General features: G+C 66.1%; 13 protein-coding genes. 11 read left to right on the forward strand and 2 right to left on the reverse strand.

The genetic code is table 11. The annotated features are described in order from the left end of the window. The first annotated feature begins 81 nt into the window (after positions 1-81). Entirely contained in the window at positions 82-1,611 is a 1,530-nt protein-coding gene (locus tag P6U28_RS31385; RefSeq protein ID WP_129145057.1) for a malonyl-CoA synthase, read from the forward strand. A gap of 117 nt (positions 1,612-1,728) precedes the next feature. Here P6U28_RS31385 and P6U28_RS31390 read toward each other — a convergent pair whose 3' ends face one another. Then, a complete protein-coding gene (locus P6U28_RS31390) occupies positions 1,729-2,589 on the reverse strand; it encodes a sulfite exporter TauE/SafE family protein (protein ID WP_129145056.1) in 861 nt (286 codons plus the stop codon). A 509-nt stretch (positions 2,590-3,098) separates the two neighbouring features. Between P6U28_RS31390 and sdhC the strand changes: the two genes are divergently transcribed. From sdhC to P6U28_RS31435, 9 genes are all read left to right on the forward strand, one after another. After that, on the forward strand, positions 3,099-3,497 hold the full coding sequence (gene sdhC / locus P6U28_RS31395; protein WP_027561807.1) for a succinate dehydrogenase, cytochrome b556 subunit: 399 nt from the start codon (positions 3,099-3,101) through the stop codon (positions 3,495-3,497). Then, complete coding sequence (sdhD, locus tag P6U28_RS31400) at positions 3,494-3,898, forward strand: succinate dehydrogenase, hydrophobic membrane anchor protein (protein WP_122400356.1); 405 nt, start codon at positions 3,494-3,496, stop codon at positions 3,896-3,898. Before sdhC ends, sdhD begins: the two co-directional genes overlap by 4 nt. Before the next feature lie 3 nt (positions 3,899-3,901). Further along, a complete protein-coding gene (gene sdhA / locus P6U28_RS31405) occupies positions 3,902-5,737 on the forward strand; it encodes a succinate dehydrogenase flavoprotein subunit (protein WP_122400355.1) in 1,836 nt (611 codons plus the stop codon). A 107-nt stretch (positions 5,738-5,844) separates the two neighbouring features. Beyond that, a complete protein-coding gene (locus P6U28_RS31410; RefSeq protein WP_100236830.1) occupies positions 5,845-6,627 on the forward strand; it encodes a succinate dehydrogenase iron-sulfur subunit in 783 nt (260 codons plus the stop codon). Between the two features lie 187 nt (positions 6,628-6,814). Beyond that, positions 6,815-8,968, forward strand: a complete 2,154-nt coding sequence (locus P6U28_RS31415) for an ATP-binding protein (RefSeq protein ID WP_407120430.1) — start codon at positions 6,815-6,817, stop codon at positions 8,966-8,968. Positions 8,969-9,017: 49 nt separating this feature from the next. Continuing rightward, positions 9,018-10,964: an ABC transporter ATP-binding protein/permease gene (locus P6U28_RS31420; protein WP_122400352.1), complete on the forward strand. Its 1,947-nt coding sequence runs from the start codon at positions 9,018-9,020 to the stop codon at positions 10,962-10,964. 150 nt (positions 10,965-11,114) lie between these two features. After that, positions 11,115-11,939 carry an FkbM family methyltransferase gene (locus tag P6U28_RS31425; RefSeq protein WP_162500060.1) on the forward strand — a complete coding sequence of 275 codons (825 nt, stop codon included), beginning with the start codon at positions 11,115-11,117 and terminating at the stop codon, positions 11,937-11,939. Between the two features lie 24 nt (positions 11,940-11,963). Continuing rightward, positions 11,964-12,350: a VOC family protein gene (locus P6U28_RS31430; protein WP_122400350.1), complete on the forward strand. Its 387-nt coding sequence runs from the start codon at positions 11,964-11,966 to the stop codon at positions 12,348-12,350. An 83-nt stretch (positions 12,351-12,433) separates the two neighbouring features. Further along, on the forward strand, positions 12,434-12,676 hold the full coding sequence (locus tag P6U28_RS31435; protein ID WP_162500532.1) for a hypothetical protein: 243 nt from the start codon (positions 12,434-12,436) through the stop codon (positions 12,674-12,676). A gap of 179 nt (positions 12,677-12,855) precedes the next feature. On the opposite strand, the gene P6U28_RS31440 is transcribed toward P6U28_RS31435, so the two are convergent. Continuing rightward, complete coding sequence (locus P6U28_RS31440; RefSeq protein WP_407120431.1) at positions 12,856-13,713, reverse strand: hypothetical protein; 858 nt, start codon at positions 13,711-13,713, stop codon at positions 12,856-12,858. Here P6U28_RS31440 and P6U28_RS31445 point away from each other — a divergent pair. Further along, positions 13,712-15,067 (forward strand): OmpA family protein, encoded by a 1,356-nt coding sequence (locus P6U28_RS31445; RefSeq protein WP_407120432.1) that lies wholly within the window; start codon positions 13,712-13,714, stop codon positions 15,065-15,067. The two genes, P6U28_RS31440 and P6U28_RS31445, sit on opposite strands and share 2 nt — an antisense overlap. Positions 15,068-15,069: the final 2 nt, after the last annotated feature.

Below are 15,069 nucleotides of genomic sequence, written 5' to 3' on the forward strand. Positions count from 1 at the left end.
TGTCTCCGTTGCTTCATCGGGGCGGTTTTTGCTAATCCAGCCCTCGATTTTTGACCGGCCTCCGCCGGCGAGGAATGTTGCATGAACCAAGCTGCCAACGCCAACCTGTTTTCCCGCCTGTTCGACGGCCTGGACGATCCGAAACGCCTTGCGATCGAGACGCATGACGGCGCCCATATCAGCTATGGCGACCTGATCGCGCGCGCCGGGCAAATGGCGAACGTGCTGGTCGCCCGCGGCGTGAAGCCCGGCGATCGCGTCGCGGTGCAGGTGGAGAAATCCGTGGCCAACATCGTGCTGTATCTCGGCACGGTGCGCGCCGGTGCAGTCTATCTGCCGCTCAACACGGCCTACACGCTGAACGAGCTCGACTACTTCATCGGCGATGCCGAACCGTCGCTGGTGGTCTGCGATCCCTCCAAGGCGGAAGGGCTCGGCCCGATCGCCGCCAAGGTGAAGGCCAAGGTCGAGACGCTCGGGCCTGACGGCAAGGGCTCGCTGACGGAGGCTGCCGACAAGGCAGGCAGCGAATTCACGACGGTGCCGCGCGCGAGCGACGATCTCGCCGCGATTCTCTACACGTCAGGCACAACCGGCCGATCCAAGGGCGCGATGCTGACCCACGATAATCTGGCGTCGAACTCGCTCTCGCTCGTCGACTACTGGCGCTTCACCGACAAGGACGTCTTGATCCACGCGCTGCCGATCTACCATACGCACGGCCTGTTCGTGGCGACCAATGTGACCCTGTTCGCCCGCGCCTCGATGATCTTCCTGCCGAAGCTCGACCCTGATTTGATCATCAAGCTGATGGCGCGCGCGACGGTGCTGATGGGCGTGCCGACCTTCTATACGCGCCTGCTGCAAAATCCCGCGCTGTCGCGCGAGACCACGAAACACATGCGGCTGTTCATCTCGGGCTCGGCGCCGCTGCTGGCCGAGACCCATCGCGAATGGTCGGCGCGCACGGGCCATGCCGTGCTCGAGCGCTACGGCATGACCGAGACCAACATGAACACGTCGAACCCCTATGACGGTGAGCGCGTGCCCGGCGCGGTCGGGTTCCCGCTGCCCGGTGTCTCCCTGCGTGTGACCGATCCCGAGACGGGCAAAGAGCTGCCGCGCGAAGAGATCGGCATGATCGAGGTGAAGGGCCCGAACGTATTCAAGGGCTACTGGCGGATGCCGGAGAAGACCAAGGCCGAATTCCGGCCCGACGGGTTCTTCATCACCGGCGACCTCGGCAAGGTCGATGCGAAGGGTTACGTGCACATCCTGGGCCGCGGCAAGGATCTCGTGATCTCCGGCGGCTTCAACGTGTACCCCAAGGAGATCGAGAGCGAGATCGACGCCATGCCCGGCGTGGTCGAGTCGGCCGTGATCGGCGTGCCGCATGCCGATTTCGGCGAGGGCGTCACGGCGGTGCTGGTCTGCAACAAGGGCGCCGATGTCAGCGAAGCCTCGGTGCTCAAGGCGCTCGACGGCCGCCTCGCCAAGTTCAAGATGCCCAAGCGCGTCTTCGTGGTCGACGAGCTGCCGCGCAACACCATGGGCAAGGTGCAAAAGAACATTTTGCGCGAGACGTACAAGGATATTTACGCGAAGAAATAAGGAGCGCCCTCTCGTCTCGTCATTGCGAGGAGCTCTTGCGACGAAGCAATCCAGGCTGCCTCTGCGGAAAGATTCTGGATTGCTTCGCTGCGCTCGCAATGACGGTGGGTGCGGCGGCTACTGCCCGCCCAGCAAGCTCAGCACGAACCTGCTACCCACAATGAACAGATAGCAGCCGAACGCGACTTCCAGCATGCGCTTCGACATCGCGTGCGCGGCCTTCACACCCAGCGGCGCGGTGACGAGGCTCATTGGCATCACCAGCACGGCGCCGATCAGCGAGACGTAGCCGAGCGCGAACGGCACCTGCAGCGCGGCGACGGTCGGATAGCTCGCCGCGGCGGGCCAGCCAGCGTAGACATAGCCGAGCGCGCCGGGAATCGAAATCAGCACCGCGAGCGCCGACGAGGTCGCCACCGCCTGATGAATGGGACGGCTGTAGAAGGTCATCAGGAGGTTCGAGAACAGACCGCCGCCGATGCCCATCAGCGTCGAGAGAATGCCGACGCAGAAGCCGTAGACGCGCATCAATGGCCCCTTCGGCAGGTCGTCGCCGAACTTCCAGCCTTCGCGCGCGAAGACGAGACGGGCCGCCGCCGACCAGGCGACGCCGACGAACACGATCTTGAACAGCCGCTCCGGCGCGACGCGCGCGACCACGCTGCCGGCGATGACGCCGATCAGGATCGGCACCCACCAGACGCGCAGGATCGCCATGTCGACCGCACCGCGCTTGTAGTGCGCCTGGAACGATCGGATCGAGGTCGGGATGATCACCGCGAGCGAGGTGCCGACGCACAGCGGCATCCGCACCTCCAGCGGCACACCGGCGATGCGGAAGCATTCGTAGAACACCGGCACGAGGATCGCGCCGCCGCCGATGCCGAACACGCCGGCCAGAAATCCCGAGAGCGCGCCGGTTGCGATCAGCAGCAGCGCGAGCTCGACGATCTCCTTGATATCAAGACCTGCAACCACCCCTGACTTGCCCCCGGCGACTTGGTCGCAACTTCTCCGCCACGCACGTTCGGAGAGCCATCTGCGGTGGTTTAGGCGATCTGATTCCCACGGTCGACACGCAACGTCGGCCGGCTGGGGTGGAATGCAGGGTGCGCATATCCGGACCAGACCCGAATGCGATCAAAGCTCAGCAGATTGGCGCCCGGCCGAGGCGCGCTGCCGGCGTTTTGGCTGAGCTCCGGCTGGGTTAGACGGCATGGTCCGTTTGGAGGTGTTCCAATAGCAATTTCAACGCGCCTCGGCGCTTTGGAAAGACATGAATGAATGTTCGGTTCTTTGTTGGCGGACAGAGGCTCTGGTATACCAAGCCCCTGATTGGTCTTGTTTCATCAAGGCTGTAGAGCTGAACCCTCGTTCGATTTATGGCGATTTGGTGATTGCGCAGGCGGAATCGACTCCGTAAATAGAGCCGACCTCTCGCGATCCCCGCGCGCGCCCTCAAGGGCCGCCATACAACATCGTAGCCCATGACCGCACGGATCGAACGACCGCTTTCACCACACATGCAAGTCTACCGCTGGACGCTGACGATGGCCCTATCCATCGTCCACCGCGCCACCGGTATCGCCCTTTACGTCGGAACCCTGCTGCTCGCCTGGTGGCTGATCGCGGCGGCCTCCGGCCCCGCCGCCTATGCCCATGTCCAGGCCTTCACCGGCAGCATCATCGGCCGACTGATCGTGTTCGGCTACACCTGGGCGCTGATGCACCATATGTTGAGCGGCATTCGGCACTTCGTCTGGGACCTCGGCTACGGCTTCAAGGCCAATGAGCGCGAGGCCCTGACCTGGGGCGCAGCGATCGGCGGCATCGCCCTGACGGTGCTGATCTGGATCATCGCCTATGCAATCGGAGGCGGACGATGAGCGCGACCGATACGCCCAAGCGCAGCATGCGCACCCCGCTCGGCCGCGTCCGCAATCTCGGCGCGGCGCATTCCGGCACATCCGATTTCTGGCGGCAGCGCCTCACGGGGGTGGCGATGACGCTGCTGATGATCCCGGTGCTGGTGATCATCATGATGCTGCTCGGCCGCAACCAGGCCGGCGCCAAGCAGATCCTCGGCTCGCTGCCGGTCGCCATCATCATGGTGCTCTTCATCATCGCCAGCGCCTGGCACATGAAGATCGGCATGCAGGTCGTGATCGAGGACTACGTCCACAACGAGAAGCTGAAGCTCACCGCGATCATACTCAACAACTTCTTCTCGATCGCGGTCGCGCTCGCCTCGATCTACGCGATTCTCCAACTGTCATCCGGAGTGTAACCCATGGCCAACGAGACGAATGGCAAGGGCAACGGCGCTCCCGCCACCAACGGCAAAGCCTACCCGATCGAAGATCACACCTATGACGTCGTCGTAGTCGGCGCCGGCGGCGCGGGCCTGCGCGCGGTGGTCGGCTGCAGCGAGGCGGGCCTCCGCACCGCCTGCATCACCAAGGTGTTTCCGACCCGCTCGCACACGGTCGCGGCGCAGGGCGGCATCTCTGCTTCGCTCGGCAACATGCACAAGGACGACTGGCGCTGGCATATGTACGATACCGTGAAAGGGTCGGACTGGCTGGGCGACCAGGACGCGATCGAATACATGGTGCGCAACGCGCCCGACGCGGTCTACGAACTCGAGCATTGGGGCGTGCCGTTCTCGCGCACCGAGGACGGCAAGATCTATCAGCGTCCGTTCGGCGGCATGACCATGGACTACGGCAAGGGTCAGGCGCAGCGCACCTGCGCCGCCGCCGACCGCACCGGCCACGCCATGCTGCACACGATGTATGGCCAGTCGCTGCGTCACGCGGCCGAGTTCTTCATCGAGTTCTTCGCCATCGACCTGATCATGGACGACCAGGGCACCTGCCGCGGCGTCATCGCGCTCAAGCTCGATGACGGAACGCTGCATCGCTTCCGTGCCCAGACCGTGATTCTCGCCACCGGCGGCTACGGCCGCGCCTACGCCTCCTGCACCTCGGCGCACACCTGCACCGGCGACGGCGGCGGCATGGTGCTGCGCGCCGGCCTGCCGCTCCAGGACATGGAGTTCGTCCAGTTCCACCCGACCGGCATCTACGGCTCGGGCTGTCTCGTCACCGAGGGCGCCCGCGGCGAAGGCGGTTATCTCGTCAATTCCGAGGGCGAGCGCTTCATGGAGCGTTACGCGCCGTCGGCCAAGGACCTCGCCTCGCGCGACGTCGTTTCGCGCGCGATGACCATCGAGATCCGCGAAGGCCGCGGCGTCGGCAAGAAGAAGGACCACATCTTCCTTCACCTCGACCATCTCGATCCCGCGGTGCTCTCCGAGCGCCTGCCGGGCATCTCCGAATCCGCAAAAATCTTCGCCAATGTCGACGTGACGCGCGAGCCGATCCCGATCGTGCCGACCGTGCACTACAATATGGGCGGCATCCCCACCAACTATCACGGCGAAGTGCTGACCAAGAAGGACGGCGACGACAACGCGGTGATCCCCGGCCTGATGGCGATCGGCGAGGCCGCCTGCGTCTCCGTGCACGGCGCCAACCGCCTCGGCTCCAACTCGCTGATCGACCTCGTCGTGTTCGGCCGTGCCGCAGCGCTCCGCCTGGCCGAGAAGCTCACGCCCAATGCCAAGCAGCCCGAATTGCCGGCGAACTCGGCCGAGATGGCGGTCAGCCGTCTCGACCATTACCGCTACGCCTCCGGCGGCACCCCGACCGCGAAGCTGCGCGAGGGCATGCAGCACGTGATGCAGAACAATTGCGCGGTGTTCCGCACCGGCGAAGTGCTGAACGAAGGCCAGAACCTCATCGCGAAGGTCCACAGCGGCATCACCGACATCGCCGTGTCCGATCGCTCGCTGGTGTGGAATTCGGACCTCGTCGAGACGCTGGAGTTCGATAATCTGATCTCGCAGGCCGTGGTGACGATGAACTCGGCCGCCAACCGCACCGAGAGCCGCGGCGCCCATGCCCGCGAGGACTTCTCCGAACGCGACGACAAGAACTGGATGAAGCACACGCTGGCCTGGCTGGACGATGCCGGCAAGGTCAAGATCGAGTACCGCCCGGTTCACGACTACACCATGACCAACGACGTACAGTACATCCCGCCGAAGGCGCGCGTGTATTGAGCGAACAGTAGCCGTCATTCCGGAGCGATGCGCAGCATCGAATCCGGAATCTCGAGATTCCGGGTCTGGTCCTTCGGACCATCCCGGAATGACGAAAGGTTAGAGCAATGGTTGAATTCGCACTTCCGAAGAACTCCAAGATCACTGGCGGCAAGACCTGGCCGAAGCCCGCGGGCGCGACCGAGCTCCGCGAGTTCAAGGTCTATCGCTGGAATCCTGATGACGGCAAAAATCCGAGCGTCGACACCTATTACGTCGACACCAATGATTGCGGTCCGATGGTGCTCGATGGCCTGATCTGGATCAAGAACCACATCGACCCGTCGCTCACCTTCCGCCGCTCCTGCCGTGAAGGCGTCTGCGGCTCCTGCGCCATGAACATCGACGGCCAGAACACGCTGGCCTGCACCCGCTCGATGCACGACGTCAAGGACGGCGCGGTCAAGATCAACCCGCTGCCGCACCAGCCCGTGGTGAAGGACCTCGTCCCCGACCTCACCAATTTCTACGCGCAGTACGCCTCGGTCGAGCCCTGGCTGAAGACGACCTCGCCGACGCCGCAGAAGGAATGGCGCCAGAGCCACGAGGATCGCGAAAAGCTCGACGGCCTCTATGAGTGCATCCTCTGCGCCTGCTGCTCGACCTCCTGCCCGAGCTATTGGTGGAACAGCGAGCGCTATCTCGGGCCCGCCGCGCTGCTCCAGGCCAACCGCTGGGTCTCCGATTCGCGCGACGAAGCCACCGGCGAGCGGCTCGACAATCTCGAGGATCCGTTCCGGCTCTACCGCTGCCATACCATCATGAACTGCGCCAAGGCCTGCCCGAAGGGCCTCAACCCGGCCGAAGCCATCGCCGAGCTCAAGCTCAAGATGGTCGAGCGGCAAATCTGAGACGAAGGTCATCCTTCCACCCCGGCCCAGACCGGCCGGGGTGTTCTGCAATTGGCTTAAATTCGAGCAGAATTTTCTCAATCCCGCTGCACGTGCAAATTTTTAGATTGCAACCAGCCGCTCCAGCATAAGCTACTTCCTCACCTGCACAAGATTCGGTTAAGCTCCCACTCGGGACGGAGCGACTGTGCAGAGGGCGCAACGCAACTCGCTGAGGCTGTTGCAGTGGATGATGGCGGCATCCCTGGCGCTGCCGATTGCGCTGTTCGCCGTTGCCGCCACGATCTCCTACACATCGACCAAGGATATCGCCGACCGGGAGATCGAGCGCACGGTCGATGTCGCGCATGAGCACGCGCTCAAGGTGTTCGAGACCATCGACCGCAGCCTTGCCGAGCTCAACGAGGTCGTGCGCGGCCTTTCAGACGATACCATCCGCGCCCGAGAGCCGACGCTGCATCGCCGGCTGAAGCGGCTGACCGATTCGCTGCCGCAGCTCAAATCGGCCTGGATCTTCGATGCGCACGGAAAAGCTCTGGTCAACAGCCTTGTCTCGCCACCGCCGGACCTCGGCTTTGCCGACCGCGATTACTTCTATGCCCATGTCGACCAGACCATCGGCACCTTCATCGGCATGCCGCTGACGCCGCGTCCGCCCTATCAAGGTGCCCGCTTCTTCGGCGTGAGCCGCCGCCGTGACTCCGACGACGGCCGCTTCATCGGCGTGATCCAGGCCTCGGTCCTGCCGGAATATTTCGAGAGTTTTTACGCCAGAATTGGATCGGATCCCGGCAGCTTCTTCGCGATGGCACGCACCGACGGTGCGGTGCTCACGCATTTTCCCCGGCTTGACCACGACCTCCGGCTCGATCCGGCCGGCCCTGTAGGCCGGAAGATCGTGGCTCAACCCGAGCACGGCCTCATCACCGTGGCATGGCCCTCGGACGGCATCGAGCGGCGCATCGCCTACCGGCGCGTCGCCGAATATCCGATCTATGTCAGCGCCGGGCTCGAGACCTCGGCGATCCGCGCGCGCTGGTTCGCCACCATGGGCCAGCATCTGGTGTTCGGCATTCCCGCCACCGCACTGCTGTTTCTGCTGCTGGCGCTCGCCTTGCGGCGCACCCAGCACCTTCAGGCCGAAGCTGCAAAGCGGCGCGAGGCCGAGGAGGCGCTCAAGCACAGCCAGCGCCTGGAAGCGCTCGGACAGCTCACCGGAGGCGTCGCCCACGACTTCAACAATCTCCTGACGGTGATCCGCGCTTCGGTCGACCTTTTGAACCGGCCGCAGCTGACCGAGGAGCGGCGGCAGCGCTACATCACGGCCATCGCCGATTCAGTGGCGCGCGCAGCCAAGCTGACCTCGCAGCTGCTCGCCTTTGCACGGCGCCAGCCCCTCAAGCCGGAGGTGTTCGACGTCGGTGCGCGGGTGCAGTCGCTGCACGACATGCTCGCCACGCTGCTGGGTCCCGCGATCGAGATCGTCATGCAGCTGCCGGCGGAGCCGTGCCTTGTCAATGCCGATGCCAGCCAGTTCGAGACCGCGCTGATCAACATGGCGACCAACGCGCGCGATGCCATGCAGGGCAAAGGCAGGATCGTTTTCAGCGTCGAGGCAACAACGACCGTTGCGAACGCAACGGTGCAGCTTTCGGCCAGCCCGGCCATGACAGAGCATGGCTTCGTCCGCGTGACAGTCAGCGACACCGGCATCGGCATTCCCGCCGCGCGAATAGGGCGCATCTTCGAGCCGTTCTTCACTACGAAGCAGGTCGGCCACGGCACCGGTCTCGGCCTGTCCCAGGTGTTCGGCTTCACCCGGCAATCGGGCGGCGAGGTGACTGTCACGAGCGAGGTGGGGCAGGGCAGCACCTTCTCGCTCTATCTGCCGCGCGTCCCGCCGGACCTGTTGCCGCAGCGCCAGGCGCCCAACACTGCGCCGGCGGTGGCCGGCAGCGGCATGTCGGTGCTGGTGGTCGAGGACAATATCGAGCTCGCCAATTTCGCCGCCGATGGGCTCACCGAACTCGGCTACACCATCACGCTGGTCGACAATGCGACCGATGCACTCGCCGAGCTCGCCGTGGACGCGGATCGTTTTGATGTCGTGTTCTCGGACGTGGTGATGCCCGGGATGACCGGGCTCGATCTGGCGCAGGCGATCCGCGACCGCGGCATCGGCGTGCCGGTCGTGCTGACCACCGGCTACAGCCAGGCCCTGTCACAGGACGGCGCTGCCGGATTCGATCTCGTGCAAAAGCCCTATTCGATCGAGGAATTGTCGCGCGTTCTGCACCATGCGGCACGGCCGCGACGCGTGCGCGACGGCGCCGCCGAGTGATCAGCCGGAACCCAAGGGAACCGTTTGATTTCCTTTGCGTTGTCCGCTCATGCACAAGCCGGCCGCAACGCGCGAACAGGGCAAACAGCCGCCCATTGTCGAGATCAAAGGCGAGAACGGCGATGAAGTGACACCGCCGCCGCCCGACCTGGTCGAACCTGACCCCGAGCTCTCAACCGAGGAAGCCGAGCAGGCGCGCAAGGATTATCTGCTGACGCGGTTCTGGATCAGCGCGCGCGGCTTCTGGGGCCGCAACGGCAACCGCTTGGCCTGGCCGTTCTCGATCGGTCTCGGCGCGCTGATCGTCCTGACCGTCGGCTTCCAATACGGCATCAATGTCTGGAATCGCGCGATCTTCGACGCCATCGAGAAGCGCGATGCGACGAGCGTCTTCCATCTCACGGCGGTGTTCTTCCCGCTCGCGATCGGCAGCATCGTGCTCGCCGTCGCGCAGGTGTTCGCGCGCATGGGCATCCAGCGGCGCTGGCGGGCCTGGCTGACTGCGAGCGTGCTGACCAGGTGGCTCAAGAACGGGCGCTACTACCAGCTCAATCTCGTCGGCGGCGACCACCAAAATCCCGAATACCGAATCGCGGAGGATCTGCGGATTGCCACCGACTCTCCGGTCGATTTCCTCGCCGGCGTCACGTCCGCGCTGCTGTCGGCTGCGACCTTCATCGTCGTGCTCTGGACCATCGGCGGTGCGCTCACCGTCGTGCTCGGCGGCTCGTCCATCACGATTCCCGGCTTTCTGGTGATCGCCGCGATCCTGTACGCCGCGATCGCATCCGGCTCGATCGTGGCGATCGGCCGGCGCTTCGTGCAGGTCTCCGAGGAGAAGAACCAGGCCGAAGCTGATTTCCGCTACACGCTGACGCGCGTGCGCGAGAACGGCGAAAGTATCGCGCTGCTCGGCGGCGAGGAGGAGGAGCGCGACGGCATCGACCGCAATTTCAACCGCGTGCTGCGGCAGTGGGCGCGCCTCGCCGGCCAGCACATGCGCACTACGCTGGTGTCGCAGGGATCCAGCCTCGTTGCTCCCGTTGTCCCGCTTCTCCTCTGCGCGCCAAAATTCCTCGACGGCAGCATGACGCTGGGACAGGTGATGCAGGCGGCCTCCGCCTTCACCATCGTGCAGAGTGCGTTCGGCTGGCTGGTCGACAATTATCCGCGGCTGGCCGACTGGAATGCCTGCGCGCGCCGCATCGCCTCGCTGATGATGTCGCTCGACGGCCTCGAACGCGCCGAGCAGGGCGACGGCCTTGGCCGCATCAAGCGCGGGGAGACGCGCAACGACGCCATGCTTGAGATGAAGGATCTCTCGGTCACGCTCGATGACGGCACCGCCGTGGTCGGCGAGACCGAAGTCGTGATAGACCCGGGCGAACGGCTGCTCGTCGCCGGCGAGTCCGGCACCGGCAAGAGCACGCTGGTGCGCGCCATCGCAGGCCTGTGGCCATGGGGCGGCGGAAGCGTGAATTTGCATGCCGACCGGCGTCTGTTCATGCTGCCGCAGCGGCCTTACGTGCCCTCCGGCTCCTTGCGGCGCGCGGTCGCCTATCCCGGCGCCGCCGACCACTGGACCGTCGAGGAGATCGGCGAAGCCCTGCACAAGGTCGGCCTCGATCATCTCAAGGGGAAGATCGAAGAGGAAGGACCGTGGGACCAGACGCTGTCCGGCGGTGAGAAACAGCGCCTCGCCTTCGCACGGCTGCTGCTGCACAATCCTGATATCGTCGTGCTCGATGAGGCAACCTCGGCGCTCGACGAGCGGAGCCAGGACAAGATGATGAAGATGATCACCGGCGAGCTGCCGAAGGCGACCATCGTCAGCGTCGCGCATCGCGCCGAGCTGGAGGCTTTCCACAGCCGCAAGATCGTGCTGGAGCGGCGCAAGGGCGGCGCAAAACTCGTCAGCGACGTCGAGCTGATTCCGCGCAAGGGCAAGCGCAAGCTGCTCGGGCGATTGCTGCACCAGCGGAAGAAGGCAGCGTGATCCGAAGCCCGGATGAGCGAAGCGCAATCCGGGACCGGTCCGTCCACGCGCGAGAACACGCTGTAACGCTCCATCCAGGCTACAACCCGCCCGTTGGAGTTGTCGCCAAAACCGGCTATGCATGCGCCGCCTGCAACGAGGACCTGCTGCTTGACGTCCGACAACGCCCCTTCGTCCGCGCCGTTCGGCGCGTTTGCCCCCAATGCGGCACAGGCTGCGATCATCCGCCTCGCGACGCGCTCGGGGCTGATGCGCGGCGCGTTCCGACCCTGGCTGTCGCGGCTGGTCAATCTGCTGCGCAGCGGCCCGCTCGACGTGCAGTATCAGGGCGCCTCGTTCCGCTTCTATCACCAGGGCAGCGCGACCGAGCGCGGCGCGCTGTTCAATCCCGACTACAATCTCGACGAGCTCGACTTCCTGCGCCAGCACACCCCTGCGGGCGGCGTGTTCGTCGATGTCGGCGCCAATGTCGGCACCTTTGCGCTGGTGATGGCGCGGCAGGTCGGGCCATCAGGCAAGGTGGTCGCGATCGAGCCGCATCCGCTGACCTTCGGACGGCTCTCCTTCAATCACGCCGCGTCGAAGACGCCGCAGGTGCGCCTGGTGCAGGCGGCCGCGGGGGACAGCGACGGCGAGCTGATGATCGAGAGCGGCGGCGGCAATCTCGGCGCCACTCACGTCGTCACCGGCTCGGCCGGTGCCGAGGCCATCAAGGTGCCGTCGCTACGCTTGATGCGCATTCTCGAGGAGGCCGGCGTCACAAAGGTCGATTCGCTCAAGATCGACGTCGAGGGCTTCGAGGACCGCGTGCTGATCGGCTTCTTCCGCGACGCGCCGCAATCGCTCTGGCCGCGCGCGGTCGTGATCGAACACCTGTCACGAAACGAATGGCAGCAGGATTGTATTGCCGACATGGTCGCGCGCGGCTTTACGATCGCACGCAAGACACGGAGCAATACGTTCCTGTCACGCTGACAAGGACGAACAGGAGAGGTTGCGATGATCGACCATCTGGGTTTCTCGGTCTCCGACTATGAGCGCGCAAAAACGTTCTATGCGAAGGCGCTGGCGCCGCTCGGCTATGGCCTGATCATGGAAGTGACGGCCGAGCAGACCGGTCACGCTGCGGCCGCAGGTTTCGGCGCCGACGGTAAGCCGGACTTCTGGTTCGGCGCGGAAGGCGCCATGAACAAGCCGGTGCACATTGCGATCGCAGCGAAGGACCGCGCCACGGTGGATGCCTTCTACAAGGCGGCGATCGCGGCCGGCGGCCGCGATAACGGCCCGCCCGGCATCCGCCCGCATTATCATGCCAATTATTACGGCGCCTTCGTGCTCGATCCTGATGGCCACAATATCGAGGCCGTCTGTCACGCGCCCGAATAACGCAGACTTCGAATCGATGTGGTGCGGAACATCAGCGCGACATGGTCGTTGTCGTTCTCTGGACAACGATCTCGATGATGCCGATGCCGATCGAACCGCCCGAGATTCCGCCATCGACGCCCGGCACTCCGACCGAGCCGCCGCCCGGAATTCCGCCGGGCAATCCACAGCCCGACATCACGCCGCCGACGCGCGAGCCCGGCGAAACACCGCGGCCGGATGAATTGCCCGGCCATATGCCGGAAGAGATTCCACGACGCGGACCTAACGGTCCGCTGACGCCCAATCCTGCGACGGACGCAGCTCCACCGCAGGATCACGTATGAGGCGAAGCATCACAGGTGAGGCGATTGCAAGAAGCGTCTGAATGCGCAATGAACGTCACCATAGTGAGGTGATTTGCGTGCAGAAATAAATCGGACTGCGGTCGCATCGCCCGCCACAATGCGGCCTAACGCGTAGCTGTTCATCCCAACACTTTCGTCAAAGAACCTTCCGGGGAAGTTCACCACCATGACCAACCTTCGTATCGTGCTGCTTGCGACGACGGCTCTGACCGCGATGCAATTGGCAAACACCGCATCGCACGCGCAAAGCGCTTCGCCGCTCGTGGTCGCACAGGCCCAGCCGCAAGAGACGGGCCCTGACGGAAAACCGAAGCAGCCGCCGAAGGGACCGCCCGGGGCCGCCCCACCTGCAGCACCCGCGCGCCCAGCGGCACCGCCGCCCGCGGCTGCACCGCCCCACCCGCCCGCAGCGCCCCCGCCGACAGCCGCACCGCCGCGCCCGGCAGCGCCGCCACCGCCTTCGCCTCCGCCTGCGGCCCGTCCGGCGCCCCCGCCGCCGCCGGCCGCTCCGAAGCAACCTGCGCCGCCTCCACCGCCGCCGCCGCCCCCGAAGCAACCTGCGCCGCCTCCGGCCGCGGCCCCGCAGCAGCACGCCCCGACACCGCCTCCTCCGGCGCCGCCCGCGGCACGTCCTGCGCCCACGCCTCCGGCACCGCCTCCGGCCGCGGCTCCGCAGCAGCACGCACCCACCACGCCGCCGCCTGCGGCTCGCCCGACGCCACCCCCTCCTCCTCCGCCTCCGCCCGCCGCGGCTCCGTCGGCCCGGCCGACGCCTGCGCCCACGGCAACCCCGCCTGCTCCGACAGCTGCGCCCACGGCCCGCCCCGGCGCAGCTGCGCCGGCAGCCACGCCCGCTCCGACGGCGACACCAACGCCGACGCCGACCCCTGCGCCGACCGCAACGCCGGCTCCGGGCAGCACGCCTGGTGCACCGCCAGCCGGCCGCCCCGGCGCGCCTCCACCCGGCGCACGTCCCGGCGCGCCTCCGGCGGCGGGATCGCCAGCCCCGGAGCCATGCCTGCTCCAACGGCAACGCCGGCCCCGAGCGGCACCGCGACGCCGCCGGCCGGACGTCCGGGATCGGCGACGCCGGCCCCAGGCCCAACCCCGGCTCCGACCGCGACGCCAACCCCTGGCCAACAGGGTGGAACGCCTCCTGCCGGCGCGCCCGCTGCCGGAACTCCGGCTGCGCCGCCGCAGGCCGGCAATCTCCCGCCCCGCCCCGCAGCTCCCGCCGGCGCCCCAGCACCAACTGTCGTCCCCGGCACGCCGGCCGCAGCACCGCCGCCGAACCGGGCGCAATACGCGCCGCCGACGGTCGCACCGGCCTTCCGCGCCGCGCCGACGGTCGCTGCACCGTTGCCGCCTCCGCCCCGCCCGCCGCAGCGTGACCTGACGCCGCTCGCGATCGGTGCGGGCGTGGTGGCTGGCGCCGTGATCGGCGCGACGATCGCCGACTACCGCAATCAGCGGCAGGAGGTCGTCGAAGGCGGACGCACCATCTACACCGAGCCGGATCGCATCATCATCCGCGACCCCGGCGGCCAGGAGTATGTCCGCGGCAACGATCTCTACCGCTTCCGTTACGGCGCCCGCGACATCCGCACCTTCAACGAGGGCGGCGAAACGCGCACCGTCGTGATTCGCCCTGATGGCAGCGAGGTCATCACGGTGGTCGGTCCGGACGGTTCGCTGCTGCGGCGAATCCGCAGGGACCCCGGCGGACGTGAGATCGTCATCATCGACAACAGCTACCGCGATCCGCGCTCGGTCGGCGGCTTCTATGTCGACGTGCCGCCGCCGGTCGTGAACATTCCCTATGATCGCTACATCGTCGACGCTGAGGAGGCGTCGCCGGACGTGATCTACGCGACCATGGAGGCACCGCCGGTACAGCGGATCGAGCGGCGCTATACGCTCGACGAAATCCGCTACAGCCCCAATGTTCGCATGCAGATGCCGAGCATCGACGTCAACACGATCAACTTCGAGACGGGATCGTGGACCATCCCGCCGGACCAGGTGGCCCGGCTCCAGGTGATCGCCGACGGCCTCAACCGGGCGATCCAGCGCAACCCGCGCGAGGTCTTCCTGATCGAGGGACACACCGACGCGGTCGGCAACGACGTCGACAATCTGTCGCTGTCGGATCGCCGTGCGCAGGCCGCGGCCGAGTTGTTGACGCAGCAGTTCGGCGTGCCCGCCGAGAACCTGACCTCGCAGGGCTACGGCAAGCAGTACCTGAAGGAGCAGACCGACGGACCGAGCCGGATCAACCGGCGCGTCACCGTCCGCCGCATCACGCCGCTGCTCAACGGCGGCACGGCCTCGCTGCCGCCGCCCCCGCCCGGCACCGCGCCGCCGCGGTAAGG

Source organism: Bradyrhizobium sp. STM 3561 (assembly GCF_045571455.1).
GTDB lineage: Bacteria > Pseudomonadota > Alphaproteobacteria > Rhizobiales > Xanthobacteraceae > Bradyrhizobium > Bradyrhizobium vignae.

Coding starts and splice junctions, on each gene's coding strand:
- P6U28_RS31385 (WP_129145057.1), top strand. CDS start 82: ATGAACCAAGCTGCCAACGCCAACCTGTTTTCCCGCCTGTTCGACGGC.
- sdhC (WP_027561807.1), top strand. CDS start 3,099: ATGACCGCACGGATCGAACGACCGCTTTCACCACACATGCAAGTCTAC.
- sdhD (WP_122400356.1), top strand. CDS start 3,494: ATGAGCGCGACCGATACGCCCAAGCGCAGCATGCGCACCCCGCTCGGC.
- sdhA (WP_122400355.1), top strand. CDS start 3,902: ATGGCCAACGAGACGAATGGCAAGGGCAACGGCGCTCCCGCCACCAAC.
- P6U28_RS31410 (WP_100236830.1), top strand. CDS start 5,845: ATGGTTGAATTCGCACTTCCGAAGAACTCCAAGATCACTGGCGGCAAG.
- P6U28_RS31420 (WP_122400352.1), top strand. CDS start 9,018: ATGCACAAGCCGGCCGCAACGCGCGAACAGGGCAAACAGCCGCCCATT.
- P6U28_RS31430 (WP_122400350.1), top strand. CDS start 11,964: ATGATCGACCATCTGGGTTTCTCGGTCTCCGACTATGAGCGCGCAAAA.
- P6U28_RS31435 (WP_162500532.1), top strand. CDS start 12,434: ATGCCGATCGAACCGCCCGAGATTCCGCCATCGACGCCCGGCACTCCG.
- P6U28_RS31445 (WP_407120432.1), top strand. CDS start 13,712: ATGCCTGCTCCAACGGCAACGCCGGCCCCGAGCGGCACCGCGACGCCG.
- P6U28_RS31440 (WP_407120431.1), bottom strand. CDS start 13,713: ATGGCTCCGGGGCTGGCGATCCCGCCGCCGGAGGCGCGCCGGGACGTG.